Here is a 19,650-nt window from a genome sequence, read left to right as displayed (position 1 = left end):
CGAGTCCGTACCGCCGTGCGACGCAAGGCCGGAGCCGGCCGCCGGCCGGACCGGCTCGTCATCCGTGCAGGTGCGCAAGAAACTCGTCTCCGGGGATGTCAGCGGCCGGTCAGGCGCAGCGCGGCCAAAGAGCGTTCGAGTGCGTCACGGCTTTCTACAGCTTCCGGATGTTCGGCGTCCAGGATCCGCGTCCTGGCCTGTAGCACCTCCTGGTGGATTCGGGCCGCCGCCCCGTACTCACCCAGCCCGTGCAGGGCCGTGGCGAGTGCGTGGCGGCCGTTCAGGGTGCGAGGGTGATCAGGACCGAGTGCCTCGTGGGCCGTCCGCACGGTCTCGCGCGCGAGACGAGCGGCTTGCGCGTGTTCGCCCAGGCGGTTCAGCGAGTCGGCCAGGTGGTTGAAGCTGGAGATCGTACGAGGATGGGCAGGCCCCAGCACCCGCGTACGGATCTCCGCCACCTCGGTGTGGATCTCGGCCGCCTCCCGGTGACTTCCCAAGCTGTCCAGGGCCAGGGCGAGCACATCACGGCTGGCCAGCGTTTCGGGATGGCCCGGGCCGAGCACGGTGGTCAGGGCGTTGGTGGTGTCCCTGGCCAGATCAGCACTCTCGGCGTGACGACCCAGGTACCGCAGCGCCCTTGCCAGGTGGTGACGGCTCGTGATCGTGTCGAGGTGACGTCGGCCGAGCACGCGGATCCTTGCGGCCAGGACCTCTCTGTGCCGGTCGACGGCCGCGCTGTAGTCACCCATGGCACGGAGCGCGCGAGCGTACTTGCCCAGACACTCCAGGGTGTCCGGGTGGTCGGCCCCCAGAACCTGCCGGGCCATGTCGTGTGCGCTTCGCCGCAAGGTGAGCTGGAGCGGATGAGCGCCCGCGTCACTGAGGAGTGCGGCGAGATTCTCGAGTGCGTCCCGGGCATCGGTCAGCGGAATGGAGCCCTCTGCACCGAGTTCGGCGACGAGACCGAAGTGCGGAGCAATGAGCCGGGCGCGGTCCCATGACGGCTGCGCGACTGCGGACAGTTCCCGGGCTCCTGACATCAGATGCATCGCGACCTTCCGGCGCCACCCCGGAAGGTCCGCTGTCGTCGCTGACAGGATGTACGCGTTCACTTCGCGCACCAGCGGGTGCAGGACGAGGCATGGGACCGAGACTTCGTTCCCGAGGTGAATCTCCGTGGTCTGCAGGAGGTCATAACGGCGGAGGCCGGACAGGGCCTCGTCGAGGGCCCCTTCACCGACGGTCTCGCCGACGACCGCCTGGACGAAGTCTCCGACGATCAGGTCCCGGGGAATGGGTGCGTCGGCGAACAGCGACAGCAGCCGCAGAACGGGGCGGGCGAGTGGCCTCCGGTCCGCGGCGAGCTGATCGAGGGAGAGCTCCCAGGTGTGGCGGACCAGGGCGCGGGCTGTATCCGGGTCGGTGGCATCGGGCTGTTCCGGGCCGAGCAAGGGAGCCAGATCCTGGTCCAGCGCCTGCTGGTACTCGGTGAACCCGCGGTATCGGCTGGTCTGCTCGGTCAGGTAGCGGCCGGCTGCCCGCAGTGCAAGGGGAAGGCCCCCCAAGCGGGCAGCGAGCGACTCGGCCTCGGACAACGTGCCCGCCCGGGGAGCCAGGTCGAGAAGAACCTGCCCTCCTGCCGGTGTCGTCAGCGGCCGGAGCTTCAACAGTTCGGCTGCCGGGCCCCAGACGTCTTGGCTCGTGTCACGGCTCGTGATGAGCAGGAGGCCACCGCCATAGGGCCGGATCCAGCCACGGTAGTCACTGAGTTGTTCGGTGCCCGGGACGATCGGACTGGGATCGTCGATGTTGTCGATGACAAGCAGCCACTTGCGCGTGCGGGCCAGGTGCAGCCAGAAGACGTCCGGCAGGTTGTCATGACCTGCCCGGGCCCGTTCCAAGAGCTCGTTGGGTAGGCCACAGGCAACGGCGACCTGTATCAATTGAGCCTGCAAGGGCGCAAGGCCCTGCCAGCGTATCCAGAAGACGTCGTACCCCATGCCCACCGCGTCGGCGCACAGCATCGCGGCCACCGTGGTCTTGCCGATGCCGCCACCTGCGCAGACCACTGCGAAGCGTCCGTTCGGCGTGCGGAGCAGGGAGGTCAGACGGTCCAGGTCCGCCTGTCGGCCGCGCATGCGCTCCGTATCGATGTGCGGGGGCCGCAGGGATACCGGACTTGCCTCGGCGAGTGGGCGTACAGGGGGCAGCGCAGAGAGCGGGGGATCCCCGCCACCCAGCTGCTGGCTGAACCACGTCAGACCGACGCTGAGCGCGGCCAACCCGGCGAAGGCCGGCCAGATCACCCACGCACGACTGGCCCACGCCGGCACGGAGTCGCTGGCGTAGTTCGTCACCGGGCCCAGGAGCATCGTGATGGCAGCCAGTAAGCCGGACACTCCCGCACCCGTGCGGGCCCGTGACCGCCGCCGCATGCCCTGCTCCTCGCCCGGCGTGCCGTTACGGAGCTATCCATGCCCGCGGTTCGGGCCGGCGACACCGGAAAGCCTGATGCGTCCTCAACGCAGCCCGGCTCCACGCCCGCGTGGTCCGGCTGCCTGACCAAGCCTGATCGCTCGACCGGAGGCTGCCATGCGGCCTGCTGCTGGTCCTTGGCGTTCGAGGCATCCTTGGCCTGCCCGGTTCGCGGCGAGTTGTCTTGCCCACGCAGTGGGCCGTTGCTAAGCCTGGGGCACTCGACTCCAGGGAGCACGCTGTGCATCAAGAGCCCCCTCTTCCCGTTCCTCCGCGTCCACGTATCAGGGCATTCATCTGCGCCGTCGCGGCCATCGCCCTCGTGACGCTCACCGCCGCGACAAGTCCCCCCGACGCGGACACCCGGACCGCGGCGGACCCGGCAGCCACGGTCCGCGAGTGGAACGCCATCGCCACCGACACGATCAGGACCAGCCTCGGCCCACGCCCCTCCGGGCAGGCAGCGATCTGGGAGGGGTTCGTCTCCCTCGCCGTGTACAACGCCGTGGTGGGGATCGAAGGCGGCTACGCCCCGTACAAATGGCGCGAGCGCGGTCCGGCCAAGGCATCCTCCGCGGCGGCCGCCGCCACTGCGGCCCACGACGTGCTGCTCACCTACTTCCCTGCCTTCAAGGAGCGGCTCGACACCGCCTACGCGGACTCGCTCGCCGCTGTGCCGGCCGGTCAGGCCCGAGACCGGGGCGTGGACTACGGAAAGCGCGCCGCCGCCCGCATCATCGAACTCCGGGAAGGAGACGGAAGGTTCGCGGACGTTCCCTTCACCGCTTCCCCGGCACCGGGGGTCTGGCGGCCCACCCCGCCCGCGTTCCAGCCCTTCTTCGACACCTGGCTCGCCAGGCTCCGCCCCCTCCTCCTCGCCTCCCCGCAGCAGTTCCGCCCCGCCGAACCACCCGCCCTCTCCTCGGCCGCCTACGCCGAGGACGTGCGGGAGTTGCAGGCCATGGGCGCGAAGACCGGCTCGGGCAGGAGCGCCCAGCAGACCGAGACCGCCCTCTTCTTCAGCGGCAACCTGGTCGAACAGGTCCAGGCAGCGGTACGGGACCACGCCGCCCGGCACCGGCTCGGCATCACCGAGACGGCCCGGCTGTTCGCCGCGGTGAACGCGTCGGCGACCGACGCCGTCGTCACCGCATGGGACGCCAAGTACCACTACGGCACCTGGCGGCCGATCACCGCCATCCGCCTCGCCGACACCGACGGCAACCCCGCGACGACGGCAGACCCGGCCTGGGAACCGCTGCTCCTCACCCCACCACACCCGGACTACATCGCCGGCCACACGACCGTCGCCGCCGCCGTGGCACGCGCCCTGACCGGCGTCCTCGGCACCTCGCGCATCGACCTCCACGTCCCCTCCGACGTCACCGGCACCACGCGGTTCTACGGATCCGCCGACGACCTCAACCGGGACGTCGTCGACGCCCGTGTGTGGGGCGGCGTCCACTCCCGCACGGCGGACGTAGCCGGCTGCCGGGCCGGCACCCACGTGGCCGCCTGGGCGCTGGACCACTACTTCCAGCCGGTCGCCAAGCACGGCCACCCGTCCCCGCCGACGCGAACGGCCCGGCAGGACCGGCTCACCGAGCCGAAGTGCGGCGACGACCCTGGCGCAGGGTGACGTCCGGCTTGTCGGGGGCGGGGCCGCCGCCCGGGTTCATGATGATCCGTCCGTCGGCGAGCTTGATGGTGCAGGGGTTTTCCCCGAGCACCACCTCACCACCGAGAACGCCGGTGTGGGAGGCGCGAGATCGGCCTACGTCGGCCACCGTGGAAGAGATGTCCGTCGGGCACGAGGCGCCCCGGTTCGTCTCGAACGGAGTACTCACCTCGCCACCGTCCCGACGGGCCTGTACCGCAGTGTGATCCATGGGCCGAAGCCGGCTGTCGGGTGGACGGGTCCGTCATCCGAGTAGGTGGGCAAGCGGTCCGTTTCCCAGGGGATAGGGGCGTTCCTGGGGGAGCAGCCGGGCGGCGGAGTCCAGGTCGCCGCCGTTGACCAGGGCGTGGATGTCGTGGGCGAGTGGGGTCACGTCGCGGATGGCCACTGTCCACTCGTCCGCGTAGCGTCGTGCGGCCTCACCGGAGAGGCCGAGTTGCAGGGAACGGTACGGCAGGGGCCGCAGGTGCAGGTCCTGCTCGGGGTCCCACTGCACGCGAGTCGGTGCCCGCTTCAACGGACGCTGCCAGGCGGCTCGGTCGGTGTGTACCCCGCGGGCGTAGCTGGACAGGCACGCGTGACGCAGCGCCCACTCGAAGCCGTCACGGCTGATGTCGACAGCGAGGACGGTCTCCTGCCCCTCCTTGGCGCCCCAGCCGCACCGGTACATCATCCACAGGAACGACGGCTTGATCCACGTCAAGTCGCGCTCACAAACCATGTGTGGAGCGGGGCGACACCCCCGCTTCCGAGCGCGGGCAACGCGACGGGCCACACCTGGAACCTCGTAGCCTGCGCCTGGTGGCCAGCGAGAATCAGCAGACTGACGATCTCACTCCCAGGTTCTAGCTGATCATCAGTCGTTACTGCGACTGTGGTCGGCGCCACGAGTCCACAGTGACAGATCGCTGCTCGTCGCTACGGCGAGGGTCCGCCCTGAGGGCGAGAATCCAGCGGCACGGAGCTCGGAGTAGTTGGAGTGGAAGATGTGCCACCAGCGCTCCCCGTGCTGACCGGAGTGCGGCAGACCGCCGTCGCGAGAGAGCAGGACGCGCTCATTCGGCCAGGCCGGGGCAACGACCTCCAGCTTCCAGCCGTCTCCGCTGGTGGTGTGCAGCCCGCCTCCGAAAAGCCCGGCGATGCGCACCCTGCTTCCGGCGACCGGTCCCAATCCAGGACACCGCAGAGCGGGATCCGCGTCGGGGCTGCTGTCCTCGGGGTCCGCGTCACGATCCCGCGCGATCTTCTCTCCCGTGACGGCGTCGAAGAGACCGTGACCGTCGTGCGAGACGACCATCACCAAGTCCTGGCCGGTGCCGGGGTGCGAGGCGAAGCCGATACCGAGAAGTCCGCCGACGGGGGCGTACGCGATGCGCCGCCAGGGCTCGGGGGCCTGTACCACCGGGGCGGCGAGGAGCCTTTGCCTCATCGCCTGCTGGTACGGGGAAAGCTCCGGCTCAGGACCTGGCTGCTCGACCGGAGGTTCGTCCTTCGTCCACTTCGTCACGCGACCATGATCCATACTGCATCAGTTTCGCCCAACGCAGTTCCAACATCCAGGCAGCAGCCCAGAGCGCACCGGCTCAGCGGTCAGTGCCGGTCACGGGGCTCCCAGCCGGGCGGAGTCTTGGGCGGGCCGATCAGAGCATCGATCCCTAGGTGCTCCAGCAGGAGAGCTTTGAGTCCGCGGCCGTCGATGAGTTCCATACGGCCGGTGCGGTAGGAGAAATCCTTGCCGGCCTTACCGAACCATGCGGTGGTGACGATGATCCCCTTCGCTGCGGCTTTGTCATGCATGACGCCGGCCAGAGCGCGCACCGTGTCGGCTGGTACCGCATTGCGGGTGCGCTTCGCTTGGATGATGCACAGCCCACCCACGATGGGATCCTCGGTGGTGGCGACGGCGTCGATACCGTCATCGGGGGAAACCTGCGTCACCCAGACCTTGAGGCCAATGGCCTCGAACAGGCGCCGAACGAGGTGCTCGAACTCGATCGGACCGGTCACATCGGCTTGCGGAGACGCCTGAGCAGGTTGCTCTTGCTGGGCGGTATGCGAGGTGGCCATCACTGGATAAAGTCGTCCCGTTACAACTGGTTGTGGGGACAACCAGAGCGTCTCGGGGAGGACCTGCAACGCATGAGTCGTCGTTCTGATGGTTTGGTCGGCGTCTGGGCTGAGATGCAGAGGCAGCAGCAGCGCCAGTTGGAGGCCGACGCCAGGCGACAGAGACAAGAAGCGCAGCAAGCACGTGCCTACCAACGGCGAGCAGCCCAGAGCCACCGCGAGTACATGCAAACAGAGGCACTGCGTCGCACTGAGGAACTGGACGCACAGGTTGCGTCGCTGCAAGGTCTTCTCGCCTCGGGTTGTCAGGCTCCGGCTTTCAGGGCTTCCTCCCTTATGCGTACTGAAGAGGTCCAACCATTCGCCCCAGGCCCACTGGCGCAGCCTGTGCCCATGCCGGATTCTGCTCAGTACCAAGCGCAGAGCGGATGGACTGCCGGTCGCCGCGCTCAGGCGCAGGCCGAAGCTCGGGCGCGCTTCGAGCGGGACTGGCACGCGGCCCAGGCGGCGGAGGTGCAGCGGCAGCAACAGTTGGCGGCGTACCAGAGGGAGTACCAGCAGTGGGCCGATGCCCAGCTGGCAGAGGTGCGGCGACACAACGCCGGCGTCGTCGAGCTGACCGAAGGAGCGAGGCGCCGCGATCCCGACGCCGTAGTCGAGTACTTCTCCGCTGCCCTCTACGCATCGACTGCATGGCCGGAGGGCTTCCCACGTCAGGTGGCGGCGGCCTACGACTCCGCAGCCGGAGAGTTGGTGCTGGACTGGGAGCTGCCTGCTTACAGCGTCGTTCCTGAGGCCAAATCTGTTCGGTACATGTACGGGGTGGACCAACACAAGGAGAGTCCCCGGCCAGTAACTCAGCGTCGGGCTCTTTACCGAGAGGTTCTGGCGCAGTGCATGCTGCTCGTCCTGCGCGAACTCTTCGCCGCGGATGAGCTGGGCGCGCTCGAGTCAGTAATCTTGAACGGGTTCGTGGACGGGCATGATCCCACGACGGGCCGACCAGGTCACATCTGTCTGGCAACCGTCATGGCCCCGCGCTCAACCTTCCGTGACCTGCACTTGGCACAGGTGGACGCCGGTAGCTGCCTGGCTGATGCGCTGCGCGGACAACTCTCGGCTCGTCCCGACCAACTCACGCCGGTGCGGCCGAGCCGCCGGCCGCAGGAGGTCGGGAACCGTGTCGTCACCCACGGCAGCGATGAGGAACCCGACCTGTACGAGATGGATCCCATCGCCTTCGAAAACCTCGTTGCTGATCTCTTCCGGGCCATGGGGATGCAGGCGGTCACCACCCAGCGCTCGAACGACGGCGGGGTGGACGTCGACGCACTGGATCCGACACCGATCCGAGGCGGCAAGATCGTCGTGCAGGTGAAGCGCTACCGCAACACGGTGCCGCCCACCGCTGTGCGTGACTTGTACGGGACCGTACAGGACGCCGGCGCCAACAAGGGCGTCCTCGTGACGACGTCGAAATTCGGCCCTGGCTCCCACACCTTCGCCAACGGCAAGCCGTTGGAACTGATCTCGGGAACCGAGCTCGTCGACCTGCTGCACCGTCATGGGCTGCGGGGGCGCCTGGGCGATGGTGCCCGTCAATCCGCGGCTCAGCCGACACCGACGGTTGCGGACACTCGACTGCCCGACGACTACAACGTCTTGGGCATGTCGTGGACCGGCAGCGTTGCCCTGGACGTATGCGCTCTCGTCTGCGGCGGCAACCGCGTCCTCGACGACGATCACTTCGTCTTCTACAACAACCCGCAGACACCCGACGGCTCCGTGCGCGCCCTTCCCGCCACCGCGCCTGACAAAGCCGCGATCTGCGTCTCCTTCGACGCGCTGCCGGATGAGGCCGACCGATTCGTACTCGTGGCTGCCGTCGACCCAGAGGTCAACCCGAACGCCGACCTCTCGGGCTTCACCGACGCATGCATCCGTCTGCTCGACCCGAGGCTGGCAGAGCTGGGACGACTGGAAGTCTCTGACGGCCGACCAGGCGAAACCGCCTTGGTGCTCGGCTCCTTCCGCCGCAGGTCGAACGGGGACTGGGACTTCGTCCTGGGCGGCAGGGGCTACACGGGCGGTCTGGAAGAGCTCGTTCAGGATTTCGGCATCGAGGTGGAGTAGAGCCAGGGCTCAGGGTTCCAGTCCCGCTGCACTGGCTGGGGTCTGTGAACGAGCCTTGATGATCCACGTCATCCTGTCCCGCTTCCACGAGGAGGGGAATCGGCCCGAACGGGCAGCGGGCCGGCCGGTCTCCGGGCGGTACGCCTGGTAGACGGTGACCGTGGATTCCGTATAGGCCGCACGGATCCTGCGTTGCGGTTCTTCCATGGCGTACAGCGTGGGGCCGCCAGGTCCGGGCAGGCACTGGTCCTCGGTTGCTGCGCATCGCAATCCGGCGAGGAGCGCGGGGTCTCCCTGTCGGTCCGGAGCGGGGGCCGGCCGCCTCGGCGGAACCGGCCCCGCGCAACGTCCGGGAAGCCCGGCGGATTCCGGTCAGACCGTTCCCGCCACCGCGTGCACCACCGAGTTGCGGACCTGGCAGTAGTAGCCGGCCACATCGTGCCGGTAGCGCCACGGCAGGGCGTCCACATAGCCGTCGACCAGCTTGAACTGCTCCAGCGCCGCCTCGTTGCGGTCCTGGAGGTGGAGGTAGAAGGCCAGCAGGTGGCGCAGTTCCGGCAGGCGCGGGTGGGAGGGGTCCGCTGCCGCCACGTCCGCGAGAGCCGCCTCGACCCTGGCCACCATCTCCGGGGTGTTGTCAGCCGCGGCGTCCTCCGAGTCGTCGTGCTCGAAGTGCGCGATGAGCGGCAGCGCCGTCAGCAGGCTGCCCACGGGCGCGTCGGCCGCCGCGCGCTCGGCGAACTCGAAGGCCAGCCGCTCGGATCCGCGCCACTTCGCGCACCAGTACTGCAGCGCCGAGAAGTGTGCCTCGTAGTGGTGCGGGGCGCGGGAGGTGATCTCCGACCACAGCTTGTCCATCTCGGCGTTCGGATAGCCGAGGCCCAGCGCCACCCAGATCTCCGCGATGTACGGGGTCGGGTCGTCCGGGTTCAGCTCCGCCGCCTTGGCGACCTCGTCGCGGGCGGAGGCCAGCGTGCGGTGGAACCCTTCGAACTGCTCCCGCGTCGTGTACTGGGCCTGCTTGCCGCCGCGGACGTTCCAGGCCAGGATCACCGTGCTGCGCGCGCGGACCACGGCCGCGTCGGGGTCACCGGGCCGTGCCGCCTCCCACGCCAGCAGCCACTCGTCCTCCTCGGCCGCGCTCTCCGCCAGCAGGTAGGCGACCGCCGAGCGCCGGTCCCAGTCCCGGCCGATCACGGCGAGCAGTTCGGCTGCCGGCTGCCAGTCGCCGCCGCGCGTCGCGGCGAGGGCGGCGGACCACTCCGCCGGCAGGGGAGCGGCGAGGTCGGTGTTCTGCCGCTCGGCGGGCAGCAGGCCGAGCTTCTCCGCGGCCTCTGCGGCCTGCGTGCTGTCGTCGGGGGTCGGGGAGAACAATTCCTTCAAAAACACCTTGGCGAGCCACAACACGATGATCAGCGTGGGGACGGCCAGGACGGCCAGGATCCAGAGGAGGACGGTCATCGGGGTCGTTCCGTTCGTGGGGAGGGACGGCGGCGGGAGGGGCGGAGGCGGGAGTGACGGCGGCTGGAGGGACGGTGGCTGGCTGGCGCGCAGCGGCCGGTCAGGCGTTCAGGACGGCCGGGGGCAGCAGTGCCCGCAGCGCCGTGGTGTCGGGGTGGTCGGCGAGTGCCGCATCCACCGCCGCCTCCAGCGCGGCCTCGGGACCGTCGTCCTCCGTCTCCGAGCCCCAGCCGGGCAGCCGCACGGACGCCGGGCGGGTCCAGGAGAACTCCCAGTGCAGCAGGGAACGGGAGCTGAACTCGGCCAGCACCATGGTGCGCAGCGAGCGGCGCAGCGAGGGCCGTACGAACTCGCGGAACGCCCGGCCCTTCGCGGCGGACGCCTCCTCCGACAGCTGCAGCTGCTCCGCCAGCCGCCACAGCCGGCCGTCGTCGATGACGTCGAGCAGCGCCGAAAGCGTCGCCGGCTGCCCGGTGTACGCGGCCAGCGCACGGTGCAGGGGGGTCTGCGTGGCGGACAGGCCCGCGGCCATGGAGGCGTCCAGCAGCTCCTCCCAGCCGGCGGCGCGCGGGTAGGAGAGCAACTCGTCGACGAGGACGGCATCCTCCAGCGCTGCCAGCGTGCGCGCCGGGTCGGTCAGCAGGGACAGCGCCGCGCTCCTGGCCTCCTCGGTGCGGCCGTCGGCGGGCAGTGCCTCGATCCGGCGTACCCGGTCGGCGATCGGCGGGTGCGAGTCGTAGGGGCCCGCGGGCTCCTCCGGCAGGTCCGAACGCAGCTTCACCAGCTCCGGTTCACGGGCCGTCAGCAGCCGGCCGAAGCCGCCGAAGAACTCGCCGCGCGGCGGGAGCATCCGGGCCTGCAGGCCCAGGGTGGCGTAGGAGTCGATGTAGAAGTCGTGCGAGGCGGACAGGACCGGGATCTCGCGCAGCGCCGACGCGGTGGCGTCGCGTCCGGCGATCCGGGCGGCGGTCAGGTCGGCGGCGTACTCCTGGCCGCGCGCGGTGGACAGCGAGGTGCGCAGGTAGAGCTTGCCGTACGCGGTGTAGATCTTCGCCATCGTCCGGTACGTCGCCCCGACGCCGGTGGTGTCGATGTGCTTGGCCTTCTTGCCCTTGGCGACCCGCTTGGCGGACGCCTTCTCCTGCCGGGCCCGGTCGGCGGCCACCTTGTCGTCCGCCCTGGCGTGGAACTGGCCGATGACCCGGCCGATCTGCACACGCCCGCGCACGACGAGCGCGGACAGCCGGGTGTCGCCGCCGGTGAAGTGTCCGTATTCGTGGGCGAGTACGGACCGCAGCTGAGCCTCGGTCAGGCCGATCAGCAGCGGTACGCCGAGGTAGAGGCGGCGCCGGCCGGGGAACAGACCGAGCAGCCGCGGATTCTCACTGACGGCCGCGTTGACGTCGCCGGTGAGCAGGATCCGGTCGGGGGCACGGGTGCCGGCCTCCGCGGCGAGTTCCCGGACCAGTGCCCACAGCCGGGGTTCGTCGGCCTCGGTGACCTGGATGCCGGGCCCGTCGTCACCCTTCGGGGTGCGCAGCATGAGCATGCCGCGGACGACGGGGATGGCCAGCAGCACCGTGATGAAGCCGACCTTCACCGTGAGCGGGCCGTGTCCCCACGTGAACACGAGGACGTCCAGGCCGATCAGCGCGGCGAGCAGGGCGAGGCTCAGCAGATAGAAGCCGAGCAGCAGGACGAGGGCGCGCAGCGCGCGCAGAGTTGCGCCCATCGGGCAGATCCCCCCACAGGACCTCAGAAGGAACGGGACATGACAGAACACCGGACCTGGCGGCCGGTGGATGCACTAGGGGTGGTGCGGTTGTGCAGGTTGTGCAGGTTGTGCCGTGTGCAGCTGGTGCAGGTGCTCAGGTGGTGCAGGCGGTGCAGGCGGTGCGTGTGGGGGGATGCGGAGTATGCCCTACTGCAGGTCAGCAGGGCAATGTGAAAAGGCCGGGGGTGGCTCGGGGGCGGGGTGAGCCGGCCGGTGTGCGGGTGCGGCGAGGGTGTCCGGCCTGCTCCGGCACGTCCGGCCGGTCAGCCGTGCCCGCCGGTCAGCCGTGTCCGTCGGTCAGCATGTCCACCGGTCAGCCGTGTCCGTCGGTCAGCATGTCCACCGGTCAGCCGTGCCCGCTGGTCAGCATGTCCACCGGTCAGCCGGGCAGGCCCGCCGGACTGCCGCCGTTCGCCTCGTAACCGGCCACGGCCAAGGCCCGGTAGACGGCGAACTCGAGGGCCGGGTCGGTGGAAAGGGTCCAGGGCAGCGCGCCGATATGGCCGTCGACGTGTACGAGTTGGTCCATGGCCTCCGCCCAGCGCTTGGCGCGGACCAGGAAGAAGACCAGCATGTGCCGGACGTGCGGCAGCGTCGGGTCGTCGGGGCCGGCCGCGTGCACCGCGTGCAGCGCGCCGTGGATCGCCCGGGTGACGACCTCGCTCTGGTAGAAGCTCGCGACCAGGTTCACCTCCGGGAGGTGCTCGAACACCGCGAACAGCGGCAGCGCGGCGAGCAGTGAGCCCTCCGGGGCACGGGCCGCGGCGGCCTCGGCGAAGGCGTACGCCTGCTCGCGCGAACCGTGCCACTTCTCGCACCAGTGGTGCAGCGCGGCCAGATGGGCGCCCATGTGGTGCGGGGCACGGTCCAGGATCTTCTGCCACAACTGGTCGAAGTCGGCCTGGGAGTAGGCCAGTCCGCGCGCGACGGACAGCTCGACGAGATACGGCACCGGGTCGCCGGGGGCCAGCAGGGCCGCCTGCGCACAGGCTTCCCGGGCCTCCTCCATGATGATCCGGAAATCGTCCGTGCCGGGCGTGGACGTCCGCCAGGCCTGCTGCACCAGGAACTCCGCGTGGACGGCCGCGCTGCCCGCGTCCTTGGGCTGTTCGGCCCGCCACACCCGCAGCCACTGGCCGCCCGGCGTCTCATGTATCCCGCCGGGGCGCTGCTGCAGCTCCAGCGCGGCGGCGCCCGCGACGGCCTGCACCCGCTGCCAGCGCAGCTCGCCCTCCGCCTCCGTGCCGGCCAGCAGCTGGGCGGCGGCCCGGTAGTCGTGGGTGCGCTGCACCAGCTCCAGGACGTCCAGCAGGTCCTGGTCCGGGCCGGGCAGGCGCAGGTCCAGCTCCTCCTGGCGCACGAAGCCGTACTCCGCCGGGTCGGCGGCGTCCGGGTGTCCCGGGGGGACCAGCTCGATCGTCCCGCGCCTGCGCCGCATGAACGGGAGCAGGACGAAGCCCAGCACGAGCAGCGCCATGAGCAGCCAGAGAATCGCCATGCCTCAAGCGAACCAGACGCCGCCGCCAAATGGCGAACCCCCGCCGCGACCCTGTGGAAAACTCCGGTCCAGTCCATGACAGGCGGCTGGCGGGCGCCGCCGCCGGTGCCTGGCCGGTGCCCCCGCCAGAGCCGTCGTACCGGGCATGCGGGCCCCGCCGGCGCCCGTCGTCGGTAGAGGGAAATCCCTCCCGCCGGTACCGGGCACGCTCCGCGGGCGTCAGGATCGCGTCAGGCGCACTACGCTCGATGCTCATGAGCGACAGGCACATCAGTCAGCACTTCGAGACCCTCGCGATCCACGCGGGCAACACCGCGGATCCCCTCACCGGCGCGGTCGTCCCGCCGATCTACCAGGTCTCGACCTACAAGCAGGACGGCGTGGGAGGGCTGCGCGGCGGCTACGAGTACAGCCGTAGCGCCAACCCGACCCGGACCGCCCTGGAGGAGAACCTCGCCGCGCTGGAGGGAGGTCGTCGCGGCCTCGCGTTCGCGTCCGGCCTGGCGGCCGAGGACACCCTGCTGCGTACGCTGCTCACCCCCGGCGACCACGTGGTGATCCCGAACGACGCCTACGGCGGCACCTTCCGGCTGTTCGCCAAGGTCGCCACCCGCTGGGGGGTGGAGTGGTCCGTCGCCGACACCAGCGACCCCGCCGCCGTACGCGCCGCGATCACCCCGAAGACCAAGGCCGTCTGGGTGGAGACCCCCTCCAACCCGCTGCTCGGCATCACCGACATCGCCGCGGTCGCGCAGGTCGCCCACGATGCGGGTGCCAAGCTCGTCGTCGACAACACCTTTGCCACGCCCTACCTCCAGCAGCCGTTGGCGCTCGGGGCCGACGTGGTGGTGCACTCCCTGACCAAGTACATGGGCGGCCACTCCGACGTGGTCGGCGGTGCGCTGATCGTCTCCGACGCCGCGCTGGGCGAGGAGCTGGCCTACCACCAGAACGCGATGGGCGCCGTCTCCGGCCCCTTCGACTCCTGGCTGGTGCTGCGCGGCACCAAGACCCTCGCGGTGCGCATGGACCGGCACAGCGAGAACGCCACGAAGATCGCCGACATGCTGACCCGGCACGCGCGCGTGACGAGCGTGCTCTACCCGGGCCTGCCCGAGCACCCCGGCCACGAGGTCGCCGCCAAGCAGATGAAGGCGTTCGGCGGCATGGTGTCGTTCCGGGTCGAAGGCGGCGAGGAGGCGGCGGTCGAGGTCTGCAACCGCGCCAAGGTGTTCACCCTCGGCGAGTCGCTGGGCGGCGTCGAGTCCCTCATCGAGCACCCCGGCCGGATGACGCACGCCTCCGCCGCCGGCTCCGCGCTGGAGGTCCCGGGCGACCTGGTGCGTCTGTCGGTCGGCATCGAGAACGTGGACGACCTGCTGGAGGACCTGCAGCAGGCCCTCGGCTGAGCCGGTCCGGCCGACGGGGCGGGCCGACCGGTCCGGCCACGGAGGCCGGCCACCCGGCGAGAGGGCTCATCCGCCGGCGAGAGGGCCCACCACCCGGCAAGAACGTTCATCCGTCGGCAAGAAGGCTCACCACCCGGTGATCGGCGGAGTCGTCTGTGAGGGCGGCTCCACCCACGGGTGGGCGTCGGCCGCCCACACGGCGAACGCGACGACCGCGGCGCACGCCAGCAGCCACAGCATCCGGCGGACCAGCCGCCGCTGCCGCAGCAGGCGCTCGCCGCGGCGCACCGCCTCCGCGTGCAGTTCCGGCGGCACCGGTGCCGTGACCTGCTCCATGAGCCGCCGCACGGCGGCCTCCCGCTCGGACCGCTTCACCACGACCTCCCGTCGGCGTGCCTCATGACGGTGCCACCTCGGCGCCCACCGCGCGCGGGGCGGTCGGCCGTGCGGGATGCAGCAGGGTGGCCGTCGCGCGGTCGCAGACGGTGTGCACCCGTTCCGCGGGCACGCCGAGCAGCGCTGCCGCCTGTTCCTCGGCCACGCCTTCGTAGAGCCGGAGCACGAGGATCAGCCGCTCCCGCGGGGTGAGCGTGGCGAGCGGGCTGCGGGGGGCCGGCCGGGCGCGGCCGAAGGCGCCGTACTGGTGCCAGGCCGCGCGCGCGAAGCGCGTCGCGAGGTACTGGCGGGCGCAGTCGTACGGGTCCTCGCCGTGCAGCCGGTCCCAGCGGGCGTAGGTGTGGGCGAGCGTCAGGGTCAGCAGGCGCCGCGCGCGCGGGTTGGCATCCGGCGCCTCCGCGGTGAGCAGAGTGGCGGCGTGCAGCAGGCGTCCGGACGCGCCGGCGACGAACGCCTCGAACTCCCGGGCCCGGCGGGCACCGCGGGCCACCTGCCGATCACGCACCGCGCCTCCCCCTGAAAGGGCCCCGTCCGGTACGGGACAGGCGAACCGCGTACGCAGGACCCGGTCTATATGAGGCCAGTGGCGGCCCGGGGTCAAGAGTCCGGAACCGAGACATGCCGGGCGGGAGCGGTCAGGAAGCCGACGGCTGCTCCGCGGCCGGAACCCCCTGCACCGTCATCCGTGCGGACAGCGCGCCGTTGAAGCGGGTCAGGAGCGTGCAGAACTGCTCGCGCTCCTCCGGCGCCCAGTCGTGTGTCAGCTCGGCCATGAGCTGACGCCTGGAGGAGCGCACCTCCTCCAGCCGGGCGGCCCCGCGCGGCGACAGCTGGAGCACGACGGCACGGCCGTCCTCCGGGTGCGAGGTGCGCTTGACGAGCCCGGTGTCGACCAGCGGCGCCACCTGCCGGGTGACCGTCGAGGAGTCGATGCCCATGCTCGCGGCGAGCGCCTTGACGCCCATCGGGCCTTCCTTGTCGAGCCGGTTGAGCAGCAGATATGCGGCGCGGTCCATGGAGTTGCGCACCTGGCCCACGCCGCCGAGCCGCGTCTGTTCGGCACGGCGGGCGAACACCGCCACCTCGTGCTGGAGGGTGTCGAGAAGACCGGTGTCACCGACGGTCGTCATGTCCATCGACATTTCAGGTGTTGTGGGCATGGCCGGAGGCTCGCTTCATGAAGGCTGCTGGGTTGGGGGACAGGGTACGCGGCCCGGCGCCGGGCCGTACCGGCGCTGCGCAAACCGGTCTCGCAGCTTGGTCACACCCGTCGTGCGCAAACGTGAACTGCGATGCTGGAGTCATGAGCTACGGCACGGCAGGCACCTTGCGCTCCGTCACCCTGGACGACGTACGCGGCGCCCAGAAGATGCTCTCGGGCGTGGCCCGTGTGACGGCGATGGAGGGCAGCCGGCACCTGTCCCAGCTGGTCGGTTCCCCGGTGCACCTCAAGTGCGAGAACCTGCAGCGGACCGGCTCGTTCAAGTTGCGCGGCGCCTATGTGCGCATTGCGGGCCTGCTGCCGGAGGAGCGGGCGGCCGGTGTGGTGGCCGCCAGCGCGGGCAACCATGCGCAGGGCGTGGCGCTGGCCTCCTCGCTGCTGGGCGTCCACGCGACGGTGTTCATGCCGCGGGGCGCCCCGCTGCCGAAGATCAGCGCGACCCGGGAGTACGGCGCCGAGGTGCGCCTGCACGGCCAGGTGGTCGACGAGACGCTGGCCGCCGCCCAGGAGTACGCGGCCGCGACGGGCGCGGTGTTCATCCACCCCTTCGACCATCCGGACGTGATCACCGGGCAGGGCACGGTCGGCCTGGAGATCCTGGAGCAGTGCCCCGAGGTGCGCACGATCGTCGTCGGCATGGGCGGTGGCGGGCTCGCGGCGGGGATCGCGGTGGCGGCGAAGGCGCTGCGGCCGGACGTCCGGATCGTCGGCGTGCAGGCGGAGGGGGCCGCCTGCTATCCGCCCTCGCTGGCCGCCGGGCGGCCGGTGTCGCTGGAGAACCCGGCGACGATGGCCGACGGTATCAAGGTGGGGCGCCCGGGCGTGGTGCCGTTCGAGATCGTCGGCGAGCTGGTCGACGAGGTGCGCACGGTCAGTGAGGACCAGCTGTCGGCGGCGCTGCTGCTGTGCCTGGAGCGGGCCAAGCTGGTCGTGGAACCGGCCGGGGCGAGCCCGGTGGCCGCGTTGCTGGCCGCGCCGGACACCTTCGAGGGGCCGGTCGTCGCGGTGCTGTCCGGCGGCAACGTCGACCCGGTCCTGATGCAGCGCGTGCTGCGGCACGGCATGGCCGCGCAGGGCCGCTACCTGGCGGTCCGGCTGCGGCTGACGGACCGGCCGGGCGCCCTCGCCACGCTCCTCGGGGTGTTGTCAGTGGTCGACGCCAACGTCCTCGACGTGAGCCACGTACGGACCGATCCCCGGCTCGGGCTCACGGAGGCGGAGGTCGAGCTGCACCTCGAGACCAAGGGCCCGGTGCACTGCACCGAGGTCGGCCAGGCCCTGCGGGACGCCGGCTACACCGTCATCAGCTGATCCGCCAGGCCCTGCGGGACGCCGGCTACACCGTCATCAGCTGATCCGCACGCGTTCGCCGGACGGCGCCGGGCAGGCGCCGTCACTCACCCGAGTGAAGTCCATTGTCGAACGCGATACATCGCGTTATGGTCTCTCGTGTGTTCACCGGACCGCCTGCTCGTATTCGGAAAATCGCGGGCGGCGCGAAGCGAGCAAACCTAGCCTTGCCAGACATCCCTCACCGATCCCCGACGACGTGGAGACATACATGCCAGGCGCCATCTATGCCGAAGGCCTGGTCAAGACCTTCGGTGACGTAAGGGCACTGGACGGCGTCGACCTCGATGTGCCCGAGGGCACGGTCCTCGGCCTGCTCGGGCCGAACGGCGCCGGCAAGACGACGACGGTCCGCTGCCTGACGACCCTGCTGCGACCCGACAGCGGCAAGGCGGTCGTCGCCGGTGTGGACGTGCTGCGGCACCCGGACGCCGTGCGCCGTTCCATCGGCCTGTCCGGCCAGTTCGCAGCGGTCGACGAGTACCTGACCGGCAGGGAGAACCTGCAGATGGTCGGGCAGCTGTACCAGATGAAGGCGAAGGCGGCCCGGACGCGCGCGGCGGAGCTACTGGAGCAGTTCAACCTCGCGGACGCCGCCGACCGCCCCGCCAAGACCTACTCCGGAGGCATGCGGCGCCGGCTGGACCTCGCCGCGGCCCTCGTGGTCTCGCCGCCGGTGATGTTCATGGACGAACCGACGACGGGCCTCGACCCGCGCAACCGCCAGCAGCTGTGGGAGGTCATCAAACAGCTCGTCTCCGGCGGTACGACCCTGCTGCTCACCACGCAGTACCTGGAAGAGGCCGACCACCTGGCGCATGACATCGCGGTCGTCGACCACGGCAAGGTCATCGCCAAGGGCACCTCCGACCAGCTCAAGGCCCGCACGGGCGGCGAGCGCGTCGAGGTCGTGGTGCACGAGCGGGACCACATACCGACGGCCGGCGAGGTGCTGCGCGGCTTCGGCAAGGGCGACACCACCGTCGACGACCACACCCGCAAGCTCACGGTCCCCGTCACCGGCGGCGCCAAGCTGCTCGCCGAGATCATCCGCGAGCTGGACGTGCGAGGGATCGAGATAGACGACATCGGGCTGCGCCGCCCCACCCTCGACGACGTCTTCCTGTCGCTGACGGGACACGTGGCCGAGAGCGCCGACCAGGACGAGGACAACGGCAAGGAGGCCGTGAAATGAGTGCCGTCACCGAGGCCGTGCCCGCCGCGGCGCCAGGCAATCCCGTGGGCCGGTCCATCCGTGACTCGCTGATCGTTGCGAAACGCAATCTGATTCGCATGTCCAGAATTCCGGAAGTGGTGATCTTCGGTCTGATCCAGCCGATCATGTTCGTGGTGCTGTTCTCCTACGTGTTCGGCGGCTCCATGAAGATCGGCGCCAGCACCAGCGCGATCGACTACAGGAACTTCCTGATGGCCGGCATCTTCGCGCAGACCGTCACCTTCGCCACGGCCGGCTCCGGCGCGGGCATCGCCGACGACATGCACAAGGGCCTCATAGACCGCTTCCGCTCGCTTCCCATGGCGCGCGGCGCGGTGCTGACCGGCCGCACCCTCGCCGACCTCGTCCAGACGGCGTTCACCCTGCTGATACTCGCCGTCGTCGCGCTGCTGGTCGGCTGGCGGGTCGGGTCCTTCGGCGACACCAACGCCGGCAAGGTCCTCGGTGCCTTCGGACTGCTGCTCCTGCTCGGATACGCCTTCACCTGGATCGGCGCACTGATCGGCCTCACCGTCCGCACCCCGGAGGCGGCCACCTCCGGCGGGCTGGTCTGGCTCTTCCCGGTGACCTTCCTCTCCAACGCGTTCGTGGACACCGGCAACATGACGCCGTGGCTGCGGCACATCGCGGAATGGAACCCGTTCAGCGCCACCGTCCAGGCGACCCGCGTGCTGTTCGCCAACCCCGGACAGTCCGACTCGCACGCCTGGCCGATGGAGCACCCGGTCTGGGCCTCGCTGATCTACTCGGTCCTGATCATCGCCGTCTTCCGCACCCTCGCCGTCCGCAAGTACCGCTCGGCGACCGCCTGACGGCGCCGGAAGGGTCTGTTCGGCGGCCTGGGGAAACGGTCCGTTCGACGAAGAGGCAGACGCGGCCCCTCCGCCCGGCACACCGGGCAACGGCGAAGCCCCCGGCCGCCGCGATGCGGCGGCCGGGGGCTCCGGGCG

The 19,650-nt window shown here is 70.5% G+C and carries 16 protein-coding genes and 2 pseudogenes; 6 read left to right on the top strand and 12 right to left on the bottom strand.

Annotated features, from left to right (window positions below; genetic code table 11):
- Positions 1-98 precede the first annotated feature (98 nt).
- Complete coding sequence (locus tag ACZ4SF_RS07100) at positions 99-2,357, bottom strand: tetratricopeptide repeat protein (protein WP_468379361.1); 2,259 nt, start codon at positions 2,355-2,357, stop codon at positions 99-101.
- Positions 2,358-2,797: 440 nt separating this feature from the next.
- Here ACZ4SF_RS07100 and ACZ4SF_RS07095 point away from each other — a divergent pair, with 440 nt between their 5' ends.
- Complete coding sequence (locus ACZ4SF_RS07095) at positions 2,798-4,114, top strand: vanadium-dependent haloperoxidase (protein ID WP_468379358.1); 1,317 nt, start codon at positions 2,798-2,800, stop codon at positions 4,112-4,114.
- Here the strand turns inward: ACZ4SF_RS07095 and ACZ4SF_RS07090 are convergent.
- The 4 genes and pseudogenes from ACZ4SF_RS07090 to ACZ4SF_RS07075 all read right to left on the bottom strand — a co-directional run.
- Positions 4,104-4,322, bottom strand: a pseudogene (locus ACZ4SF_RS07090) (hypothetical protein); the annotation flags it as partial. The gene ACZ4SF_RS07095 and the pseudogene ACZ4SF_RS07090 overlap by 11 nt on opposite strands.
- Positions 4,323-4,397: 75 nt before the next feature.
- A complete protein-coding gene (locus tag ACZ4SF_RS07085) occupies positions 4,398-4,874 on the bottom strand; it encodes a DUF4291 domain-containing protein (RefSeq protein ID WP_468379356.1) in 477 nt (158 codons plus the stop codon).
- Between the two features lie 135 nt (positions 4,875-5,009).
- Complete coding sequence (locus ACZ4SF_RS07080) at positions 5,010-5,660, bottom strand: hypothetical protein (protein ID WP_468379353.1); 651 nt, start codon at positions 5,658-5,660, stop codon at positions 5,010-5,012.
- Positions 5,661-5,743: 83 nt separating this feature from the next.
- Positions 5,744-6,400 (bottom strand): restriction endonuclease, encoded by a 657-nt coding sequence (locus ACZ4SF_RS07075; RefSeq protein WP_468379351.1) that lies wholly within the window; start codon positions 6,398-6,400, stop codon positions 5,744-5,746.
- Between ACZ4SF_RS07075 and ACZ4SF_RS07070 the strand changes: the two genes are divergently transcribed.
- Complete coding sequence (locus tag ACZ4SF_RS07070; protein WP_468379348.1) at positions 6,293-8,353, top strand: restriction endonuclease; 2,061 nt, start codon at positions 6,293-6,295, stop codon at positions 8,351-8,353. The genes ACZ4SF_RS07075 and ACZ4SF_RS07070 overlap by 108 nt on opposite strands.
- Before the next feature lie 60 nt (positions 8,354-8,413).
- Here ACZ4SF_RS07070 and ACZ4SF_RS07065 read toward each other — a convergent pair.
- From ACZ4SF_RS07065 to ACZ4SF_RS07050, 4 genes and pseudogenes are all read right to left on the bottom strand, one after another.
- Positions 8,414-8,560, bottom strand: a pseudogene (locus ACZ4SF_RS07065) (DUF4291 family protein); the annotation flags it as partial.
- A 165-nt stretch (positions 8,561-8,725) separates the two neighbouring features.
- On the bottom strand, positions 8,726-9,814 hold the full coding sequence (locus ACZ4SF_RS07060) for a hypothetical protein (protein WP_468379345.1): 1,089 nt from the start codon (positions 9,812-9,814) through the stop codon (positions 8,726-8,728).
- 100 nt (positions 9,815-9,914) lie between these two features.
- Positions 9,915-11,546: a M48 family metallopeptidase gene (locus tag ACZ4SF_RS07055; RefSeq protein WP_468379343.1), complete on the bottom strand. Its 1,632-nt coding sequence runs from the start codon at positions 11,544-11,546 to the stop codon at positions 9,915-9,917.
- Between the two features lie 421 nt (positions 11,547-11,967).
- Positions 11,968-13,086 carry a hypothetical protein gene (locus ACZ4SF_RS07050; protein WP_468379340.1) on the bottom strand — a complete coding sequence of 373 codons (1,119 nt, stop codon included), beginning with the start codon at positions 13,084-13,086 and terminating at the stop codon, positions 11,968-11,970.
- A gap of 254 nt (positions 13,087-13,340) precedes the next feature.
- Here ACZ4SF_RS07050 and ACZ4SF_RS07045 point away from each other — a divergent pair, with 254 nt between their 5' ends.
- Positions 13,341-14,495: a cystathionine gamma-synthase gene (locus ACZ4SF_RS07045; protein WP_468379337.1), complete on the top strand. Its 1,155-nt coding sequence runs from the start codon at positions 13,341-13,343 to the stop codon at positions 14,493-14,495.
- Between the two features lie 126 nt (positions 14,496-14,621).
- Here the strand turns inward: ACZ4SF_RS07045 and ACZ4SF_RS07040 are convergent, their stop codons facing one another.
- The 3 genes from ACZ4SF_RS07040 to ACZ4SF_RS07030 form a co-directional block, all read right to left on the bottom strand.
- Positions 14,622-14,870, bottom strand: a complete 249-nt coding sequence (locus tag ACZ4SF_RS07040; RefSeq protein ID WP_468379334.1) for a hypothetical protein — start codon at positions 14,868-14,870, stop codon at positions 14,622-14,624.
- Positions 14,871-14,892: 22 nt separating this feature from the next.
- On the bottom strand, positions 14,893-15,396 hold the full coding sequence (locus ACZ4SF_RS07035; RefSeq protein ID WP_468379332.1) for a sigma factor-like helix-turn-helix DNA-binding protein: 504 nt from the start codon (positions 15,394-15,396) through the stop codon (positions 14,893-14,895).
- Positions 15,397-15,526: 130 nt separating this feature from the next.
- Complete coding sequence (locus ACZ4SF_RS07030; RefSeq protein WP_468380409.1) at positions 15,527-16,033, bottom strand: MarR family winged helix-turn-helix transcriptional regulator; 507 nt, start codon at positions 16,031-16,033, stop codon at positions 15,527-15,529.
- Positions 16,034-16,194: 161 nt separating this feature from the next.
- Here ACZ4SF_RS07030 and ilvA point away from each other — a divergent pair, with 161 nt between their 5' ends.
- From ilvA to ACZ4SF_RS07015, 3 genes are all read left to right on the top strand, one after another.
- Positions 16,195-17,424 (top strand): threonine ammonia-lyase, encoded by a 1,230-nt coding sequence (ilvA, locus tag ACZ4SF_RS07025; RefSeq protein ID WP_468379329.1) that lies wholly within the window; start codon positions 16,195-16,197, stop codon positions 17,422-17,424.
- 250 nt (positions 17,425-17,674) lie between these two features.
- Entirely contained in the window at positions 17,675-18,658 is a 984-nt protein-coding gene (locus ACZ4SF_RS07020) for an ATP-binding cassette domain-containing protein (protein ID WP_468379326.1), read from the top strand.
- Positions 18,655-19,512: an ABC transporter permease gene (locus ACZ4SF_RS07015; protein ID WP_468379323.1), complete on the top strand. Its 858-nt coding sequence runs from the start codon at positions 18,655-18,657 to the stop codon at positions 19,510-19,512. Before ACZ4SF_RS07020 ends, ACZ4SF_RS07015 begins: the two co-directional genes overlap by 4 nt.
- Positions 19,513-19,650 lie beyond the last annotated feature (138 nt).

It is taken from the genome of Streptomyces sp. NPDC027663 (genome assembly GCF_055566415.1).
Note: the sequence above shows the minus strand (reverse complement) of the source record. Positions and strands in the feature narration are given on the sequence as shown.